The 17,812-nt window shown below is 56.8% G+C and carries 17 protein-coding genes and 1 pseudogene; 9 read left to right on the forward strand and 9 right to left on the reverse strand.

Annotated elements, in window-relative coordinates:
- Positions 1-42 precede the first annotated feature (42 nt).
- The 3 genes and pseudogenes from AABB31_RS16465 to AABB31_RS16475 form a co-directional block, all read right to left on the reverse strand.
- On the reverse strand, positions 43-780 hold the full coding sequence (locus AABB31_RS16465; protein ID WP_373635020.1) for a TaqI-like C-terminal specificity domain-containing protein: 738 nt from the start codon (positions 778-780) through the stop codon (positions 43-45).
- Positions 781-899: 119 nt separating this feature from the next.
- A pseudogene (locus AABB31_RS16470) lies at positions 900-1,085 on the reverse strand (transposase); the annotation flags it as partial.
- A gap of 88 nt (positions 1,086-1,173) precedes the next feature.
- Complete coding sequence (locus tag AABB31_RS16475) at positions 1,174-3,345, reverse strand: calcium-binding protein (RefSeq protein WP_342077120.1); 2,172 nt, start codon at positions 3,343-3,345, stop codon at positions 1,174-1,176.
- 260 nt (positions 3,346-3,605) lie between these two features.
- Here AABB31_RS16475 and AABB31_RS16480 point away from each other — a divergent pair, with 260 nt between their 5' ends.
- Positions 3,606-4,985, forward strand: coding sequence for a phosphomannomutase (locus AABB31_RS16480; RefSeq protein ID WP_373635021.1), 1,380 nt, complete (start codon positions 3,606-3,608; stop codon positions 4,983-4,985).
- On the opposite strand, the gene galE is transcribed toward AABB31_RS16480, so the two are convergent.
- Together galE and AABB31_RS16490 are read right to left on the reverse strand one after the other, a co-directional pair.
- Positions 4,982-5,995 carry a UDP-glucose 4-epimerase GalE gene (gene galE / locus AABB31_RS16485; RefSeq protein WP_373635023.1) on the reverse strand — a complete coding sequence of 338 codons (1,014 nt, stop codon included), beginning with the start codon at positions 5,993-5,995 and terminating at the stop codon, positions 4,982-4,984. The two genes, AABB31_RS16480 and galE, sit on opposite strands and share 4 nt — an antisense overlap.
- A 58-nt stretch (positions 5,996-6,053) precedes the next feature.
- Complete coding sequence (locus AABB31_RS16490) at positions 6,054-8,057, reverse strand: M10 family metallopeptidase C-terminal domain-containing protein (protein WP_342077116.1); 2,004 nt, start codon at positions 8,055-8,057, stop codon at positions 6,054-6,056.
- A 330-nt stretch (positions 8,058-8,387) separates the two neighbouring features.
- Here AABB31_RS16490 and AABB31_RS16495 point away from each other — a divergent pair, with 330 nt between their 5' ends.
- The 6 genes from AABB31_RS16495 (at position 8,388) to AABB31_RS16520 (ending at position 14,310) form a co-directional block, all read left to right on the forward strand.
- The gene (locus AABB31_RS16495; RefSeq protein ID WP_342077115.1) at positions 8,388-9,143 is read left to right on the forward strand and encodes a DUF2793 domain-containing protein; all 756 of its coding nucleotides are present in this window, start codon (positions 8,388-8,390) and stop codon (positions 9,141-9,143) included.
- Between the two features lie 293 nt (positions 9,144-9,436).
- Positions 9,437-9,997, forward strand: coding sequence for a F0F1 ATP synthase subunit delta (locus AABB31_RS16500; RefSeq protein WP_373635024.1), 561 nt, complete (start codon positions 9,437-9,439; stop codon positions 9,995-9,997).
- Positions 9,998-11,536, forward strand: a complete 1,539-nt coding sequence (gene atpA, locus AABB31_RS16505) for a F0F1 ATP synthase subunit alpha (protein ID WP_342077114.1) — start codon at positions 9,998-10,000, stop codon at positions 11,534-11,536.
- A 23-nt stretch (positions 11,537-11,559) separates the two neighbouring features.
- Positions 11,560-12,432 (forward strand): F0F1 ATP synthase subunit gamma, encoded by an 873-nt coding sequence (locus AABB31_RS16510; RefSeq protein WP_342077113.1) that lies wholly within the window; start codon positions 11,560-11,562, stop codon positions 12,430-12,432.
- Between the two features lie 18 nt (positions 12,433-12,450).
- Positions 12,451-13,875, forward strand: coding sequence for a F0F1 ATP synthase subunit beta (atpD, locus tag AABB31_RS16515; protein ID WP_373635026.1), 1,425 nt, complete (start codon positions 12,451-12,453; stop codon positions 13,873-13,875).
- Positions 13,876-13,884: 9 nt separating this feature from the next.
- Entirely contained in the window at positions 13,885-14,310 is a 426-nt protein-coding gene (locus tag AABB31_RS16520; RefSeq protein WP_342077112.1) for a F0F1 ATP synthase subunit epsilon, read from the forward strand.
- Positions 14,311-14,484: 174 nt separating this feature from the next.
- Here the strand turns inward: AABB31_RS16520 and AABB31_RS16525 are convergent, their stop codons facing one another.
- The 3 genes from AABB31_RS16525 to AABB31_RS16535 are packed head-to-tail and all read right to left on the reverse strand — an operon-like array spanning position 14,485 to position 15,744.
- Positions 14,485-14,898: a DUF1772 domain-containing protein gene (locus AABB31_RS16525; protein ID WP_342077111.1), complete on the reverse strand. Its 414-nt coding sequence runs from the start codon at positions 14,896-14,898 to the stop codon at positions 14,485-14,487.
- Positions 14,891-15,310: a DUF4345 family protein gene (locus tag AABB31_RS16530; protein ID WP_342077110.1), complete on the reverse strand. Its 420-nt coding sequence runs from the start codon at positions 15,308-15,310 to the stop codon at positions 14,891-14,893. The genes AABB31_RS16525 and AABB31_RS16530 overlap by 8 nt, the downstream gene beginning before the upstream one ends.
- A gap of 14 nt (positions 15,311-15,324) precedes the next feature.
- Complete coding sequence (locus AABB31_RS16535) at positions 15,325-15,744, reverse strand: DUF2147 domain-containing protein (protein ID WP_342077109.1); 420 nt, start codon at positions 15,742-15,744, stop codon at positions 15,325-15,327.
- Positions 15,745-15,859: 115 nt separating this feature from the next.
- Between AABB31_RS16535 and AABB31_RS16540 the strand changes: the two genes are divergently transcribed.
- Complete coding sequence (locus AABB31_RS16540; protein ID WP_373635027.1) at positions 15,860-16,468, forward strand: TetR/AcrR family transcriptional regulator; 609 nt, start codon at positions 15,860-15,862, stop codon at positions 16,466-16,468.
- Positions 16,469-16,471: 3 nt separating this feature from the next.
- Here AABB31_RS16540 and AABB31_RS16545 read toward each other — a convergent pair whose 3' ends face one another.
- Positions 16,472-17,056 (reverse strand): hypothetical protein, encoded by a 585-nt coding sequence (locus tag AABB31_RS16545; RefSeq protein ID WP_342077107.1) that lies wholly within the window; start codon positions 17,054-17,056, stop codon positions 16,472-16,474.
- A gap of 78 nt (positions 17,057-17,134) precedes the next feature.
- On the opposite strand from AABB31_RS16545, the gene AABB31_RS16550 reads away from it, so the two are divergent.
- Entirely contained in the window at positions 17,135-17,587 is a 453-nt protein-coding gene (locus tag AABB31_RS16550; RefSeq protein ID WP_342077106.1) for a MarR family transcriptional regulator, read from the forward strand.
- Positions 17,588-17,812: the final 225 nt, after the last annotated feature.

Below are 17,812 nucleotides of genomic sequence, written 5' to 3' on the forward strand. Positions count from 1 at the left end.
CGGAACGCTTTGAGGGGAGTAGGCGCGCTTGTTCGGGTAGCGTCAACTTCTTTCTAGCGTGCCCAAATTTTCAAAATACTGCTCTATCATCGCAATTTCCGCGCCCGATAAGCCGTAGAGGCTGAAAACTTCGCGCTCATTTTCATTGTCCAGTTTTGTGAACTCTTCGGGTAAATCACCACTACTGGCCATCTCAATGAGTTGGATCGTCCGCGTTGAAACTCTTGATAGTAGGTCCTTATTTCCAGCCAGTTCTGGCAATGGAAAAGTCTTTACATCATTCACAAGAATTTTGGGGAATGCACCCTTCGTTGCTTTAGGAGATGAGTTGAAATGGAAGAAGCTAGCAACTTTAGAGTTCAAGATCGCGAGCAACGCATACCGATCAAATGCCTGATCATTCTCGACCAAGATGTTGATGAGCGCAGGATCATTGTATAGCTCTTCCTGAGTGTATGCCGCAAAAACCCTTGGATTTGTGATCTCTCGAACCAAAATCCTTGGTTTCTGAAAGAATTCTGGCTTTCTAGGGTTCGCGAGTTTTGGGGAATACTCTACATACTCACGCTCGTTCCACCTGACGGAAAACCGAGTTACGTCTTCCCCTTTAAGCCAAGGAGAATTGGTGCTTGTTGCGTGCTCTGAGTGATATACTCGATTCTTGATTATTTCTTCTGATTGCCCTTGGTATTTGTCGTAGGCGATCAGGCCTTGGGAAATCAACGGGAAGTGATCCTTGAGTTGTTGACCAACGTTTCGGATCTTCGAAACGGCGCTCATAACCTTTGCATCCAGTCGAAACACGAGGCCCCAGTTCCCGATATTTTCTGAAAGAACGTTGACGGGTGCGTTTTCAATCGGTTGCAAGAGGTAGGAGAAAACATCCCTGCTTTGCCCGGTTCGTCTTCCAGCTCACGCAGCTTCTTCATGTCCGTCGGCAACATACCGGCGTACTTCTTCTTCCAATTGAAGTACGTCGCTTGGCTGATCCCAGCCTTCCGACAAATCTCAGCAACTGGCGTGCCTTCGTCGCCTTGCTTGATGATGAACGCCTTCTGCGCGTCCGTGAATTTGGATGCTTTCATCGTCATCTGCTCCTCTCCCAGCCAAGGGAAATCTAGCGGAAAACTCTAGCCAGAAACGAGGACGTTTTCAGGGATCACAGCACCCAGTTCAGAATAACGCCATGTCGTCAGCAAATGTGCTGTAATTGCTGACCCCGCTGACCAACAGGCTGTTGCCTTCGCCGAGGTCGATCATGACGTCGGTTCCGGCGATGGTGCTGTAGGCGAGGACCACATCGGACGCCGATGTCAGCCCGGTCCAGAGTGACGCATCCAGGGTGATCTGATCGACGCCTTGCTGGAAATCCGCGATGTGGTCACGACCGCCCACAAAGATGAAATGGTCCGCACCGGCACCGCCGAACAAAACATCATCGCCCAGGCCGCCATCGAGCGTGTCATGACCCGATCCACCCATCAGCGTGTCGTTGCCAGCGCCGCCATCCAGCGTGTCACGACCAGCGCGACCCAGAAGGATATCGGCACCGTTCCCGCCGGTCACCCGGTCATTGCCGCCGCCGGCCATGATGACATCATCACCTTCACCACCATCAAGTGTTTCGTTGTTCGTCTCGCCCCAGATGATGTCAGCCGCATTGGAACCCACAGTTGCGGCAGCAGATGCGCTTCCGGCTGCGGCAGTGCGCAAATCCCCAAGAACCAAGCCGCTGAGAAGGCCGATGCCGGTGCTGGCGTTCATCTCGGCGTCTGGGCCGGTTGCCGGGCGGGTGATTTGATCGGCGACCGGGACGGCCGGGCCCGCATAACCGGGCTCGAGCGTGGTATTGATGCGCGTGCTGACGATGATGTCTGTCGCAGTCAGCGTGCGGTAGTCGATGGTGTTGCCATCGGCGCTTTGGACGATCAGTGTTTCGTCCCCGTATGTGATCTGCATCCCGTCGGTCCGAAGCGCAAAGGTCAGTTGGCTGATGTCACGCAACATCGGCCACAGCCCCAGGTCGATGCTGTCCTCGCCAAGGGTGAAGTCAGTGATCGTGTCTGTGTCCCCGTCGCGCGACATCACAAACATGTCTGCACCGGCGCCGCCTGTCAGCGTGTCACTGCCAGCCCCATCGCGCAGAATATCCGCACCAGCACCGCCATGCAGGATATCGGCCGCATTCCATCCTTGCAGGATGTCGTTGCCGACGGTCCCGGTCATCAGCCCGCCAGCGGCATCGCCGCTAAGCGTCACGCCCGCCGGCCCAGTATCATAGCGAAGCTGGGTGACGCCGGTTTCAGAGCTGCTTGCGACAAAGATATCAAGCCCATCATCATTGCCACGTGCGGCCAAGGCGCTGATATTATCCAGACTTGTCAACGTGGTGTCAGCAATATGATCCCGCGCGACAAGCTGACCGCCATCCAGAAGCAGGAAGATCGAGATACCGTCATCCGCGCCGCCAGCAATGACAAAGGTCCGATCCTGATGCGTCACGACCTCTAGGCTGGTGACACCGGCAAACCGGGTATCGCGGCTGTCGATGATGTGATCGCGCAGGTCCAGCGCGCCATCGGGGCCAATTGCCATCACGGACAGGCTGTTGCTTCCGGCGGCGCCAAGAATGACATAATCACTGCCATTCACCGATGCGGTTTCAATCACGCTTGGCGCGCTGATCCACAAGCCGTCCTCGGGCGTCAGGGTGTCTGCGACGGCCAGCGCGCCATCCGTGCCGATTGTCCAACTGACAATCGCGTTTTCAGCGGTATCTGCGGTGAGCAGGAATGTCTGCGTATCTGTGGACGCTGTGGCCAGGGCCGCGACCTGCTCAACCGGGGCTGTCGCAGGTTGCATCACCGCATGGGCGGCGAGCGTCCCGGCAGACGTGAAAAACAGCGCGGCCATCCCCGGATCACCGGCAATGGTGCCATATACCGCCAGCGTGCCGTCTGTCAGCGTGGCGGTGACCCCATGTTGAAAGCCGCTCATGGCGCGGGGCAGGCTGGATAGATCGTTTATTGTGCCGAACGTGCCATCGGGCAGGACCTGCAACATTTGCACGGCGCCATCTGTTCCGCCGCCCGCCAGCAGATTGCCATTCCCAAGCGTGGTCAGGGTCGGATCACTGCCCGGCAAATGACCACCGTCCAGTTCCCATGCATCAGCGGCGCGCAACCCGCTTGTGTCGATGGACCAACTTGTCGCAAACCCGTCATACCGGGTTGTTCCCACTAGAAAGTCATCATCCCCACGTGTCGTGATCGCCAGATCGGTGATCCGCGAATGATCAACTTCGCCTTCGGAAAAAACAGTTGTGACATGAAACAAAGATGACATTTTACTACCCCACGATACCGGCCCAGCGCCTGCGTAGAACTTGGCGTGACAGGGCGGCTGGCCCGTGACGGAAATGCGGCGCAAGGGTGAACCTTGGCGCAGAATTGGCTCAAGAACTTCGCGTGTTTGGTTCAACACCGAGGCGAGTTTGACGTGGTTTTGGCGTGCTTTTTATGCAAAGTGACCGGGGCGGTTTTTTGGTGTCGGTTTGCGTTGCCAACCGATAGAAGACCGCGAGGCAACAGGGTTGAGGCAGGCGCATGGCACCAAAATTCGGAACAAGCGGGCTACGGGGGCTGGTGACCGAGCTTGATGAACGCTGCGTTGGCGATCATGTCGGGGCGTTTATCGCCGCCTGTCAAACCGGCACGGGCCTTTTTGTGGGCCATGATCTGCGCGACTCTTCACCGGATATTGCCCGGATGGTTATGAATGCGGCCCGCGCATGCGGTCTGCAGGTTACCGATTGCGGCGCCGTCCCAACGCCGGCCCTTGCGCTGGCGTCGACGAGTACGGATGCGGCGGCCGTCATGATCACCGGCAGTCATATCCCGGCTGATCGCAATGGTCTGAAATTCTACACCCCAAATGGCGAGATCACCAAAGCGGACGAGGCTGCGATTGTCGCGACACTTGGCGCTGCGCGTGATCGGGTCACGCCCGGTGATCTGACGTCCGCTGATGATGTCGGGCAGGCGTATCTGGCCCGTTACACAACGGCCTTCGGCGCGGATGCCCTGGCGGGGATGCGTATCGGTATTTATGCGCATAGCGCCGTTGGGCGCGGATTGATGGCGGATTTGTTGCGTGCACTCGGGGCAGAGCCGGTGATGCTTGGGGCGTCGGATAGTTTCATCCCCGTTGATACAGAGGCCGTGGCACCTGAAATCCGTCAACACCTGCGCGATTGGGCAGCGGCAGAGCGTGTGGACGCCATCGTCTCGACCGATGCGGATGGTGATCGCCCGCTGGTAACCAATGAGCTGGGCGAGGTCGTGCCAGGCGATATTCTGGGTCAGATTGCAGCAACGATGCTGGGGGCCGACAAGGTGGTCACGCCGATTTCATCCAATACCGGCGTTTCGGCGAAAGGTGTGTTTGATGATGTGGTGCTGACCCGGATCGGGTCGCCCTATGTGATTGCCGCGATGGAGGATATCGGCGGTCAGGTCGTGGGCTACGAGGCCAATGGTGGCTTTCTGTTGGGTTTTTCAGCGGATGGCCCGGCCGGGATACTGGCCCCGTTGATGACGCGCGATGCGCTATTGCCCATGCTGTGTGTTTTGACCGCCGCCAGATCCAGCAGTCTCAGCGCGCTGGTCGCTGCGGAACCACCGCGTTTCACCGCAGCCGACAGGTTGCAGGAGGTGCCGACGGCGCGGTCGACCGCCTATGTTGCCAAGCTGACCGAGAATGCGGCAGATCGCGCCGGTTTTCTTGCCCATTTTGATGGTGCCGAAGCCGAGGTGAACACGACGGACGGCTTGCGCATGACATTGACGGATGGTCGCGTATTGCATCTGCGCCCATCGGGGAATGCGCCCGAACTGCGCCTTTATGTGGAAGCAACTGACAGGCAGGTCGCCCAGGCAACGCTTGATCAGGGACTTGCTGTGTTGCGGACGATCTTTACGGGCTAGCCTTCATACCCGTCGGGGTTTTTGGACTGCCAGGCCCAGGTGCTTTGCGTCATGTCGTCAAGATCGTGCCGGGCGGCCCACCCCAATTCGTCTTTGGCCCTTTGGGCGTCCGCCTGCATTGCCGCAATATCGCCAGCACGGCGGGCGGCAACCTTGGCCGGGATCGGTTTGCCGCAAGCCTTGGCGAAAGCCGCGATCATGTCCCTGACGCTGTAGCTTTGGCCGGTCCCGATATTAAAGGGGCGGGCGCCCTTGTGGCGCTTGCCATAGTCCAGTGCGGCCACATGCGCGCGTGCCAGATCCACGACGTGAATATAGTCTCGCTGGCCGGTCCCATCGGGGGTGTCATAATCATCGCCAAAGATCGTCAACGCCTCGCGCTTGCCAACCGCGACCTGCGCAATGAAGGGCATCAGATTGTTGGGAATATCGCGGGGATCCTCGCCGATCCGGGCTGACTCATGCGCGCCGACGGGGTTGAAGTAGCGCAGGATCACGGCAGAGGCCTGATCACGGGCGGCGGCCCAATCCGTCAGGATATGTTCCACCATCAGCTTGGACCGGCCATAGACAGATGTGGGATTGGTTGGGTGTGCTTCGTCATAGGGCAGATAGACAGGTTCGCCATAGACGGTCGCGGATGACGAAAAGACGATAATGTTGCAATCAACCTTTGCCATCGCGTCGAGCAGGTTCAGTGTACCGGCGACATTGACATCGTAATAGTAAAGCGGCTTTTCGGTGCTTTCGCCAACGGCCTTCAGCCCCGCAAAATGGATCACGGCCTCGGGTCGGAAATCGGCCATCACTGCGTCCAGTGTAGCGCTGTCCCGAATATCACCTGTGTGATCACTGATCTGGCCGTTTGACAGGCTGCGGACCCGGGTCAACACCTCGGGCGAGGCATTGCTGTAATTGTCCAAGACGCAGACCTCGTGGCCTTGCGCCATCAGTTCCAGCAATGTGTGACTACCGATGTAGCCGGCCCCCCCGGTAACCAAGACCCGCATGACCAAACCCTTCCAATACAATAATTGCGGTTCTAATCGGTGGGCCGGATTATCGCAATCAAAGGATCAGGTCAGACGCGGAGAGATCTGTTGTGTTCAGCAACAAGATCTCAAGGTCGGCATGGCCATCACCGTCGGCGTCCAGTTGAAGAACCGCATCCGTGCCGTCTTGGTCAAGCCGCAGCTGACCTGCGCCGTCAAAGTCCCGGGTGCCGATAAATGCAAGCCCGTCCGGTGCACTTGTGGCGATCAATCCAAGGTCGATCATGTCATGTCCTGTTTCGAAATCGGTAATCACATCGCGCTGGCCACGTCCTGCCGCGCTGTCGGATGCGATATGAAAGACAAAGCTGTCTGCGCCCAGACCACCGGTCAATGTGTCAGCGCCCCAGCCGCCGGTGATTTGATCGTCCCCGTCACCACCATCAATGATGTCGCGGCCACGTCCACCGAACAGGACGTCGTTTCCGTCCCCACCCGTCATCATATCATCACCGCTGCCCCCATGGATCAGGTCATTGTCAACGCCACCGGTCAAAACATCGGCACCGCCGCCGCCATGCATTTCGTTCTGTCCGGCTGTCGCTGCGATCCGATCTGCACCAGCGTTGCCCGTAAGACTATCGTCACCAGCCCCGCCTGAGAGATCGTCGTTACCGATCCCGCCGAACAAGGCGTCCTGACCCGCGCCGCCAATCAGCGTGTCATCGCCTGTGCCGCCGATCAGTTGATCGTCGCCATCATTGCCTTCGAGGCGGCTGTCCGCATCAGACGCAATCAGCGTGTCGTTGCCCGCGCCGCCAACGGCCCCTTCGATCTGAACCCCATATGCAATCAGGTAACCACCGGTGAACCCGTCAACCGACGAGATATGGCCGGCCCCGCCTTGCCCATACGCCAGATCGGCGGCGCGCAGGTCAATTGTGGTATCAGCTGTGCCGTCATAGCGGATCGTGTCATGGCCGGCAGCGTCCCAGATCGCCTCCCAATAGGCCATGTCGTCGAACAGCACGTAGCTGTCATCGCCCCGGGCCGTTGTCGTGTTGGCGCCGTAGAGGTCTTGCAACGCAATGATATCAAGCGTCATCGGGCCGGCCTCGTTATGGCGAAAGCGTCCGACATGGCCGGTCGTGGCGTAGCCGCCATTGTAGGACATCGTTGTATAGATGCCCTGATTGTAACCATTGGCGCCCAGATCCTCGAACGCGACATGCGTGCCTGCAACGGATGACGCAGATTCGTGCGGATGGTCCAGACCCAGACCGTGCAGCAGCTCGTGGACGATGGTTGCGTAGCCCAGACCACCCTTTTCCAATCCGCCCCGGCTTTCGTCGCTCCACCCCTGGCCCTTTGCATTGAAGACGCCGACGCTGGGGCGACTGCTGGAGGGTTGATAGAAATAGCCAAGCAGACCGTTATTCTGCAGCTCGTTATCATCCAGTACCAACTGATAATCCGCATTGGGGTTGTCGGTGATTGTGAAGGTCACGTTGGTCACGGCCGCGATGGCGTCAAAGGCGGCAATGAACCGTACCATTTCATAGTCGGTCCAGCCATCGGATGTGATGTCGTCCTGTTTGTCGCGGCTGGTCCGGTATCCCTGGTTCGCCCGGTCACCCTCGGGCACAAAATACACGCTGATGTCGCGATCACTGCGCTGGTTCCCGCTTTCAAGTACATCTGCAAGGCTGCCGCGTGGGGCGGCCACCTGCTGTGCGTTCAGAACATAGTCGCCGGTTGTCCGATCCCGGTAAGAGGCGGCCTCGATATAATAGGTGCCGCCGACGCCGCCGTCGAACAAAAGGGCTGCGTCAAGGTTGCTGTTTGATGCGTTCAACTCGTCATCTGCTGTCAGCAGGTTCATCTCGGAATCGTAGACCCGCAGGAACGAGTCGCTGACCGGGTTGGCGCCTGTACCACGCTGGGTGACCTGTACCCATGCACCCGGTGCAACATCAATCTGGTACCAATCGCGGTCGCGGTAGGTTTCCAGTGATCCGGTGACGTCGGTACCATAAGTCAGGATTGCGGTGGTGGTGTCGTCGGCTGGCAGGTCTGGCATCGTTGATATCCCCATAGATCAATTGCGTTGATCAACAGGTACGATGCGAAACATTTCCAACAGATGCAGAAATTAGGCGCAATTGTTCCCAACCGGGCCATTTGCACCTTTTTTGTTCCGTCAATTTTGTTCGGTTTTGACAGGCCTTCCCTAACAAAGCGTTACCGTTTCCCGGCCAAATTGTCTTTTTTTTGTGTCTCTCCGGATAGTTTCAAATTTTTCCTCAATTGGGCCGTTGCCACGTGACCGCGCGTGGCCTCAAAGATGTGTTTATGCAAACGGCTTGATAGTGCGGGCAACTTCAATTCTTGCGGAAGGTGCAGCGTTTCCATGCCTGATCAGACCCCCAATCTCGCCATGCCATTCATTCAGCCTGCGCAGGCGCAAAAACACGTGACCCATAACGAAGCGATTGAGCTGTTGGACGTCGTTGTCCAACTGACACTGGAATCCGTTGGCGCGACTGCACCGCCCGGGACGGCGACGGAAGGTCAGGCGTGGATCGTGGGCGACGCCGCAACCGGGGACTGGTCCGGGCAGGACGGCATGATTGCGGGCTGGCACGGTGGCGGGTGGCTCTACGTGACGCCGCAGGAAGGCTGGCGCGCCTGGGTCGTTGATGCTGGCATGATCATGGTCCTGGTCGGTGATAGCTGGCAGGCGGCTGCATCGCTTGAGAATATCGCGGGCATCGGGATCAACGCCAGTTTCGATGCGATCAACCGGTTGAGTGTGTCGGCCGCTGCAACCCTTCTTAGCCATGAAGGTGCCGGTCATCAGGTCAAGATCAACAAGGCTGCCGCAACTGATACGGCGTCGCTGTTGTATCAGTCCGGGTTTTCGGGGCGGGCGGAACTTGGTCTGGCCGGGAACGATGATTTAAGCATCAAAGTGTCGGATGATGGCGCAAGCTTCGTCAATGCCCTGACCATTCCGGCGGCTACCGGGCATGTGCAGGTTGATCAACTGCTGCGTCTTACACCCGGAATTCCGCCGGTCACGCCGACGGCGGGTGATATCTATTTCGATGCGGCCACAACAAAACTGCGATGTTATGACGGAACCGGCTGGCAGGACCTGTTCTGACACGCACACATATTTCGATGAACATTAGCGCGGGATCAGCAATGATCTCGCGCTTTTTGTTGTTTTCGGCCCAATCATGCATCGAATTGGCTGGCGAAGTTCCACCCTCGCACCATATGGCAAATGCAGAGACGGATTCTTAACGCAGAGTCCTTGCGACCCCATAGTAGCTCTGCTACATCGCGCAAGATTTTGCCGCTCTCGTGGAAACGGGGGCAAAACAACATGTCCATTCGCTTGCCCCGCTTTGCGGGGCGTCGCGGGTCTGGGCCCAAGACATCGGAAGGCGACACGTGTCCGAAACTGCTGGTATTTCAACGGGTATCGCGCAGCGCTATGCGACTGCTGTGTTCGATATCGCCAAAGAAGGCAAAGCCATCAAAGCACTCGAATCAGATGTTGCTGCACTGGAAGGTGCAATGGCCGAAAGCGCAGACCTGCGCACATTGCTGACCTCACCGCTTTACAGCCGTGATGAACAATCCGGGGCGATTGGTGAAATCGCCAAGAAAATGGAACTCTCCGACACCACACGCAACGTGTTGTCCTTGCTGGCAAGCAAACGTCGCTTGTTTGTAATGCCGCAGTTGCTGGCTGTTCTGCAGGACATGCTTGCCGACGAACGTGGCGAGGTCACTGCAGAAGTCACAACCGCCAAGAAGCTGACAAAAGCGCAGGCCGACAAGCTGGCCGAAACGCTGAAGGCTCAGGTCGGTAAATCCATCACCATCAAAGAAACCGTGGATGAGAGCATCATTGGCGGTCTTATTGTTAAAGTGGGCTCAAAGATGATCGACACGTCGATCGCCTCCAAGCTCAACGCACTCCAAAACACTATGAAAGAGGTCGGATAAATGGCGATCCAAGCGTCTGAAATCTCTGCGATCCTGAAGGACCAGATCAAGAACTTCGGTCAAGAAGCCGAAGTGGCCGAAGTTGGCCGGGTACTCAGCGTGGGCGATGGTATCGCCCGTGTCTACGGCCTGGACAACGTGCAGGCCGGTGAGATGGTTGAATTCCCTGGCGGTATCCGCGGGATGGCATTGAACCTGGAAGCCGACAACGTGGGTGTTGTTATCTTCGGTTCCGACCGTGACATCAAAGAAGGCGACACAGTCAAGCGCACGAAATCCATCGTGGACGTCCCTGTGGGTGACGAACTGCTGGGTCGCGTTGTTGACGGCCTTGGCAATCCGCTGGATGGCAAAGGCCCGATCAAGACAAAGACCCGCGCTGTTGCTGACAGCAAGGCCCCGGGCATCATCCCACGCAAATCGGTGCACGAGCCGATGGCAACTGGTCTGAAATCCGTTGACGCGATGATCCCAATCGGTCGTGGCCAGCGTGAGTTGATCATTGGTGACCGCCAGACAGGTAAAACCGCAGTGGCGCTGGATACGATCCTGAACCAGAAATCCTACAACGATGCTGCCGGCGACGATGAAAGCCAAAAGCTGTATTGTGTTTATGTGGCTGTTGGCCAGAAACGTTCAACCGTTGCGCAGCTGGTGAAGAAGCTCGAAGAATCCGGTGCGATTGAATACTCCATCGTGGTCGCCGCGACGGCATCTGACCCCGCACCAATGCAGTTCCTTGCACCTTACTCCGCAACAGCAATGGCCGAGCATTTCCGCGACAATGGTCGCCACGCGCTGATCATCTATGATGACCTGTCCAAACAGGCCGTGTCTTATCGCCAGATGTCCCTGCTGCTGCGCCGTCCGCCAGGGCGCGAAGCCTACCCAGGTGACGTTTTCTACCTTCACTCCCGTCTGCTGGAACGGTCTTCGAAACTGAACGAAGACAACGGGTCCGGTTCGCTGACCGCACTGCCGATCATCGAAACCCAGGGTGGTGACGTGTCGGCCTTTATTCCGACGAACGTGATTTCGATCACCGATGGTCAGATTTTCCTTGAGACCGAGCTTTTCTATCAGGGTATCCGCCCTGCGGTGAACACCGGTCTTTCTGTTTCTCGTGTTGGATCGGCCGCGCAGACAAACTCTATGAAGTCGGTTGCAGGTCCGGTGAAACTGGAACTTGCCCAGTATCGTGAAATGGCGGCCTTTGCGCAGTTTGGTTCCGATCTGGATGCCGCGACACAGGCATTGCTGAACCGTGGTGCGCGTCTGACCGAGCTGATGAAGCAGCCGCAATATTCGCCGCTGACCAATGCCGAGATCGTGTGTGTTATCTACGCTGGCACCAAAGGGTATCTGGACAAGGTTGATGTGAAAGATGTTGGTCGGTTTGAGGCTGGCTTGTTGAAGCACTTGCGCACAAACGCATCCGACGTGTTGGACTACATCACCAAGGAAGATCCAAAGATCAAAGGCGAGGCTGAAGACAAGATCAAAGCCGCTTTGGACGCATTCGCCAAAGATTTCGCCTGATTCATTGGACATAGGAGACCCTTATGCCCAGTCTTAAGGACCTAAAAAACCGGATCGAGTCGGTCAAATCGACCCGCAAGATCACAAAGGCCATGCAGATGGTCGCGGCTGCAAAACTGCGCCGCGCCCAGGATGCAGCCGAGGCATCGCGCCCCTATACCGAACGGTTCAACGCCGTGATGGCGGGGCTGGCTGCATCGGTTGGCGGATCAGATTCTGCGCCAAAATTGCTGTCCGGCACAGGCAGTGATCAGGTGCAATTGCTGATCGTCATGACCGCCGAACGCGGGCTTTGCGGTGGCTTTAACGGCAACATCGCCAAGCTGGCCAAAAGCCACGCGCAAAAGCTGCTTGCCGAAGGCAAGACAGTGAAAATCGTGACCGTCGGCAAAAAAGGCCGCGACGCGATCAAGCGTGACCTTGGCAGCCACTTCATCGACCATGTCGACCTGACAGAGGTAAAGCGTGTCGGCTACGCCAATGCCCAGGAGATCGCCAAAGGCGTTCTGGCTCGCTTTGATGCCGGCGAATTTGACGTGGCGACGATCTTCTTTGCCCGCTTCGAAAATGTCGTCACACAGCACCCCACCGCCCAGCAGATCATTCCTGCCAAGTTCGAGCAGGCCGAAGACGCGGAAGCGACTTTGTACGACTACGAGCCCGGCGAAGAGGAAATCCTCGCTGATCTGTTGCCACGCGGTGTCGCCACGGCCATTTTCAGCGCGCTGCTGGAAAACGCGGCCTCTGAACAGGGCGCGCGGCAATCTGCCATGGACAACGCGACACGCAACGCTGGTGAAATGATCGACAAGCTGACAATCGAGTTCAACCGCTCGCGTCAGGCCGTCATCACCAACGAGCTGATTGAAATTATTTCGGGCGCGGAAGCGCTCTAGGACCCCGGAGAAACATAAATGGCAAACGCAAAAGGTAAGATCACGCAGATCATCGGCGCCGTCGTTGACGTGCAGTTTGATGACCATCTGCCTGAGATTCTGAACGCCCTGACGACCGATAATAACGGCAAGGAACTGACACTTGAGGTGGCACAGCACCTCGGTGAAAACACGGTTCGTGCCATCGCGATGGACTCGACCGAAGGTCTGGTGCGCGGTCAGGAAGTCACCGACCAGGGGACGACCATCACCGTGCCTGTGGGCGACGCCACATTGGGCCGGATCATGAACGTTGTGGGTGACCCCGTTGATGAAAAGGGCGCAATCGGCGAGCAAGAGCGCCGGTCTATTCACGCAGAAGCCCCACCATTCGAAGCACAATCCACCGCGTCCGAAGTGCTGGTGACCGGGATCAAGGTCATCGACCTTCTGGCCCCTTATGCCAAGGGTGGTAAAATCGGCCTCTTCGGTGGTGCGGGTGTTGGTAAGACCGTTCTTATTCAGGAACTGATCAACAACATCGCCAAGGTGCACTCTGGTTACTCTGTTTTCGCCGGTGTGGGTGAACGGACCCGCGAAGGGAACGACCTTTACTACGAATTCATCGAATCCGGTGTTATCAACGCCGAAGACCTGACCAAATCCAAAGTGGCACTGGTTTACGGCCAGATGAACGAGCCTCCGGGTGCGCGTATGCGTGTGGCCCTGTCCGGTTTGACCATGGCGGAATCCTTCCGCGACCAGTCCGGGACAGACGTTCTGTTCTTCGTCGACAACATCTTCCGCTTTACCCAGGCCGGTTCCGAGGTGTCCGCGCTTTTGGGTCGTATCCCATCCGCTGTGGGCTATCAGCCAACACTGGCGACCGACATGGGTGCGATGCAGGAACGGATTACATCCACCAAGAACGGGTCGATCACCTCCGTTCAGGCGATCTACGTGCCTGCGGATGACTTGACCGACCCTGCGCCTGCGACATCGTTTGCGCACCTCGACGCGACAACCGTTCTGAACCGTGCGATTTCGGAAAAGGGTATCTACCCGGCCGTTGACCCGCTCGATTCTACATCGCGTTTGCTGGACCCAGCGATTGTTGGTGAAGAGCATTACGCCGTGGCCGCCGACGTGCAGCAGATGCTGCAGCGCTACAAGTCGCTTCAGGATATCATCGCGATCCTTGGCATGGACGAACTGTCAGAAGAAGACAAACTGACCGTGTCCCGTGCGCGTAAGATCGAGCGCTTCCTGTCGCAGCCGTTTGACGTAGCCGAGGTGTTCACCGGCTCACCTGGTGTTCAGGTGCCACTGGAAGACACAATTGCATCGTTCAAGGCCGTTGTGGCCGGTGAATATGACCACTTCCCTGAAGGTGCCTTCTATATGGTTGGCGGCATTGAAGAAGTGAAAGCCAAAGCCGAGAAAATGGCTGCGGACGCAGCGTAAGGAGCCGACATGGCAAACCTACAATTTGATCTCGTCTCGCCCGAACGCCGTCTGGCGTCGGTCGAGGCATCCGAGGTCCAGATCCCCGGCGCAGACGGTGACATGACCGCGATGGCGGATCATGCCCCGACGATCACCACATTGCGCCCTGGCGTGCTGACCGTGGTGCATGGTGGCGGGTCCGACCAATATGTCGTCTCGGGCGGTTTTGCGGAAATCACAGCTGCGGGTGTTTCGGTTCTGGCCGAACAGGCGCTGCCCAAAGCCGAAGTGACGCAAGAGGTCTATGACCAGATGGTTGCTGATGCCAAAGCCGCATTTGGCAAGGCGCAGGAAACGTTCAAGAACGAACCGGGCCCCGTGGATGACGCGGCCAAGCTGTTGGCTGACATGGTCGCTATCGGCGGAACTATCGGATTGAACGCCAACAATTGAGATCTGCGTTTCAATATTTCAAAGGGCTCCGCATTGCGGGGCCTTTTTTGTTTGTATGAATGTCAACTCAGAGCCCTGGTTACCTACATTCCGCGCCGCAGTTAAGGTCCGCTTTGGCAGATACGGCAACCTGCTGGTCAAGACTGGTTTGTGCCATTTGGGTCCAGCCATTGATCACGCGACAAATGACAGAGCAGCGAAGGCTGCAAGCATCATAAAGGTTCTAGCATGATGCCAAATTGCCCATCGTTCTAAGACCTTCGGAAGATCAGCCTCGTTATACGCATGCGCCGACAGCTTGTTATTCACTGCCCGGAAAAACACGAAAAACGAAGCGAAGGTCAGGCAACACAAACTCGCGGCGATCCAAGACCCGATATCCCCGTCGGTCACCGCGTGAACAATCGAAGCGACAACAGCAAGCGCGGTCAAAGGCGCAAAATAGCGAAATAGCCTGGGACCACCCGAGCCATGCAATTCATAGAATTTATCCATCGGCAAACTGCGCCAGAACGGGACCAAGACCATCCCTTCGGTCAAGAGGCTTCCTGCCAAGAGACCGACGAGGATCAGTGTGAGTTCATACATGTCCCTGGTCCCCCGCTGCCTTGAATATCCATAGCCCAAGCAGTGGGACCAAGATCAGCTCGGCGATCAATGAAGGCGCAATCGCTCCGCTGAGTAGCAGGCTGCTATCGCCTTGGGTCAAACGCATCAGGCCACCGACAAAAATCATTGCGATCAACGCAAGCATGACAGCGCGCATTTGCGGTAAAGCGAACGCGCCGGCGATGAACAAAACACCGACACTGGTCCACACCCCTGCGATGAACCGTGTATGGTTATCTTGGACCGCAAAGACTGCGGCATCAGTGATTTCGAGAAAGCCGCTTGCGCCCTGCCAGCCGAGGGTTTGAATGCCGCCAAGCCCGACATTCAGACCAAGCCAGGTGATGACAAGGCCAGTGAGAAAGAGAATGGGTCTGAGAAGTTTCGTCATTGTCGTGTCCTTTGCTATTGGGAAACACGGTGCCAGATATTGCTGCGGCAAATGACGCCCCAACATCCGGTCACACGTAGGGTTTGGGACGATTGCAATGCGATGCGCGCGTCAAAGCTGTTGCCGTCATGCGGGTTGTAGATGGTTCCAGATGCGCCGCTATTGGCGGTAGCTGGCACATCAGACAGGATTTCAGTCCCGGTGAGGTCTCTGTTGCGAAGGGTCGGGTTTGGGTTTTGACGGTCAATCGGACCCGTAGGCGATTGTGGGTCAAACCAAACGAGCGTTCCGCAAAACCGGTCTGCACCGCAGGGTTGGATGTGCACATGGCCGTCGCGGTCTTGGGTTTGCCAGATACCAATAACGCTGTCAGCGCTCGCGGATATGGGCATCGTTCCTGCGATCCAGATGGCTGAGATGAGTTTTCTAAGCATCGGCATACTCCTTTAAAAGTACGCGTACATTAATATATGCCTGCCTGTACATATTAAATATACGCGTATACTATTTTGTGAGAAAAGTTACTGATATCCGTGAAAGCCCGTGACAATGGCAAAACAACCCGCCCTTCGTGGCCGTCCCACTCTGTCCGATAATGCAATGACCGAACGCCGCGAAGAGATTGCGTCGGTTGCTTTGCGCTTGTTTCTGGATGAGGGGTTCGCGTCCGTTTCCATGCGCAGACTGGGCAAAGAGGTCGGGCTGACGCCTATGGCGCTTTACCGATATTACTCGAGCAAGCTAGATATATTGGCGCGGTTGTGGGGTCATATCATTGGGAAAGCCTTCGAGGATGTGTCAGCCGCGACCCAGGACTGTGCGAATGCGCGGGCTATCCTGCACGCGGCCGCGCAAGCCTACACAAGCTATTGGTGCAATCACACCGACCATTATCATCTGGTTTTTATGAATTCTGGCGTCGGCAATGCAGATGTGCGGTCTTTCGTGGGCGACGATGCCACCATCGCGCACTACGAGGTTTTCTTTCAGGCTGTTGCAAGCGTCCGGTCAGAGGATCGAGACAGCCCATCTGTCAAAATAGCGACAGACGGGCTGCTGTGTCATTTGCACGGGATCATGCATTCCTTGATCACCATGCAGGGCTATCCTTGGACCAATGCCTCGCAGTTGGTGGACGATGCGGTGACGCGGGTCTAAGGATCACTGGGACGCCTCAATCGCTGCCGCTGAAAATCGCTCAAGCCCCCCAGCAATGAAGCCTTCGATGCTATCCATATTGCCGCGTATCACCTGCCGCGCGACGAAATGCTTGGGCAGCACCTTGTAGGTCCATTCAAACCGCGTGCCTCCATCAACCGGTACAAAGCGCTGCTCGCCAACGATTTGATCCACGCCACGTCCGGCCGCATTTGTGAAGACAAATATCTGATAGTCGAATGCACCGGGATCATTGCGAAGAATCCGCTCGATTGCATAGTGGCCATCGGCCAGTTTCACGCGGCGCGTTGCTCCAATCTCACCCCACGTTCCTTCCAGCGTTTCAAACGCGACCGGGTTCGAGATATTTCCGGTGGGTTCCAGAAACGTCACGATGGGGCGTTCCAGCATAAACTGACGCAAGTCAGGAAGCGACATAGGGATCACATGTTCGGTGTAAGCGATAACAAAATCGGATGTTCCGACAGGCGGGGGCGCGGTCAGCTCTGGTGGTTGATCTGGTGGGGCGATGTCAGAACAACCGGCGAGAATGCCCAATGCACCGATAAGCGTGGCAAGTCTGTTCATGGGTGAGGTCCTCTTGTATAGTACGGATATCGTATGAGTTAGTACGGTATCCGTACTATACAAGAGATGGACGCGAAATTGTCTGACGACCGCACAAAGGAACTGGGCCTCTATCTCAATCTGATCATTCGGGCGCTGCTGGTTGCAGGCAAACAGGGGGCACCGGCAGAAGGCCTTATCCCGTTCAACCCGCTCTATTTTAACATGCTGCGCATTCTTCAAGCGGAGGGACGTTGTCGTCCTTCGCATCTTGCGGAGGTCTTGTCGGTGCCGCGCACTACCATCTCGACTGCAGTTACGTCTCTCGTAAAACGCGGAATTATCCAGTCGGAAAAAGACAAGGACGACGGACGCGCTGTCGTCCTTTCTTTGACGGAGCAAGGGTCGGAAGTGATTGCGGCTATCATTCGCCAAGACCTTCGGAATGCCGGAGCCATGTTGAGCGCCTTGGACGACACCGAGCAAAAGGCTCTGCTTTCAGCATTGGCTAAGGTTTCAAAACATCTATCTGGCCCAAAGGCTGGTGGCTGATATATCCTTGCGGGCATGACTTCGAAGTTGCGAACGAACAGTAGAGCAGGAGAGGCGAAACGTCTCATGCATATTGGCAAAGCCGATCTTGGCGCTCGCGCAGCGAAGGTCGACAATGTCCCGTATATGAGACACTAGGCGTTGACCGCAGCGAAGCCCACCGTGCCTGTTAGAAACACCGCGTTCGGAGGCTAAATCAAAGCCGTGCAACTTGCTGCGTAAGCC

Source organism: Yoonia sp. SS1-5, assembly GCF_038443705.2.
In the GTDB taxonomy this organism is placed as follows: domain Bacteria; phylum Pseudomonadota; class Alphaproteobacteria; order Rhodobacterales; family Rhodobacteraceae; genus Yoonia; species Yoonia rhodophyticola.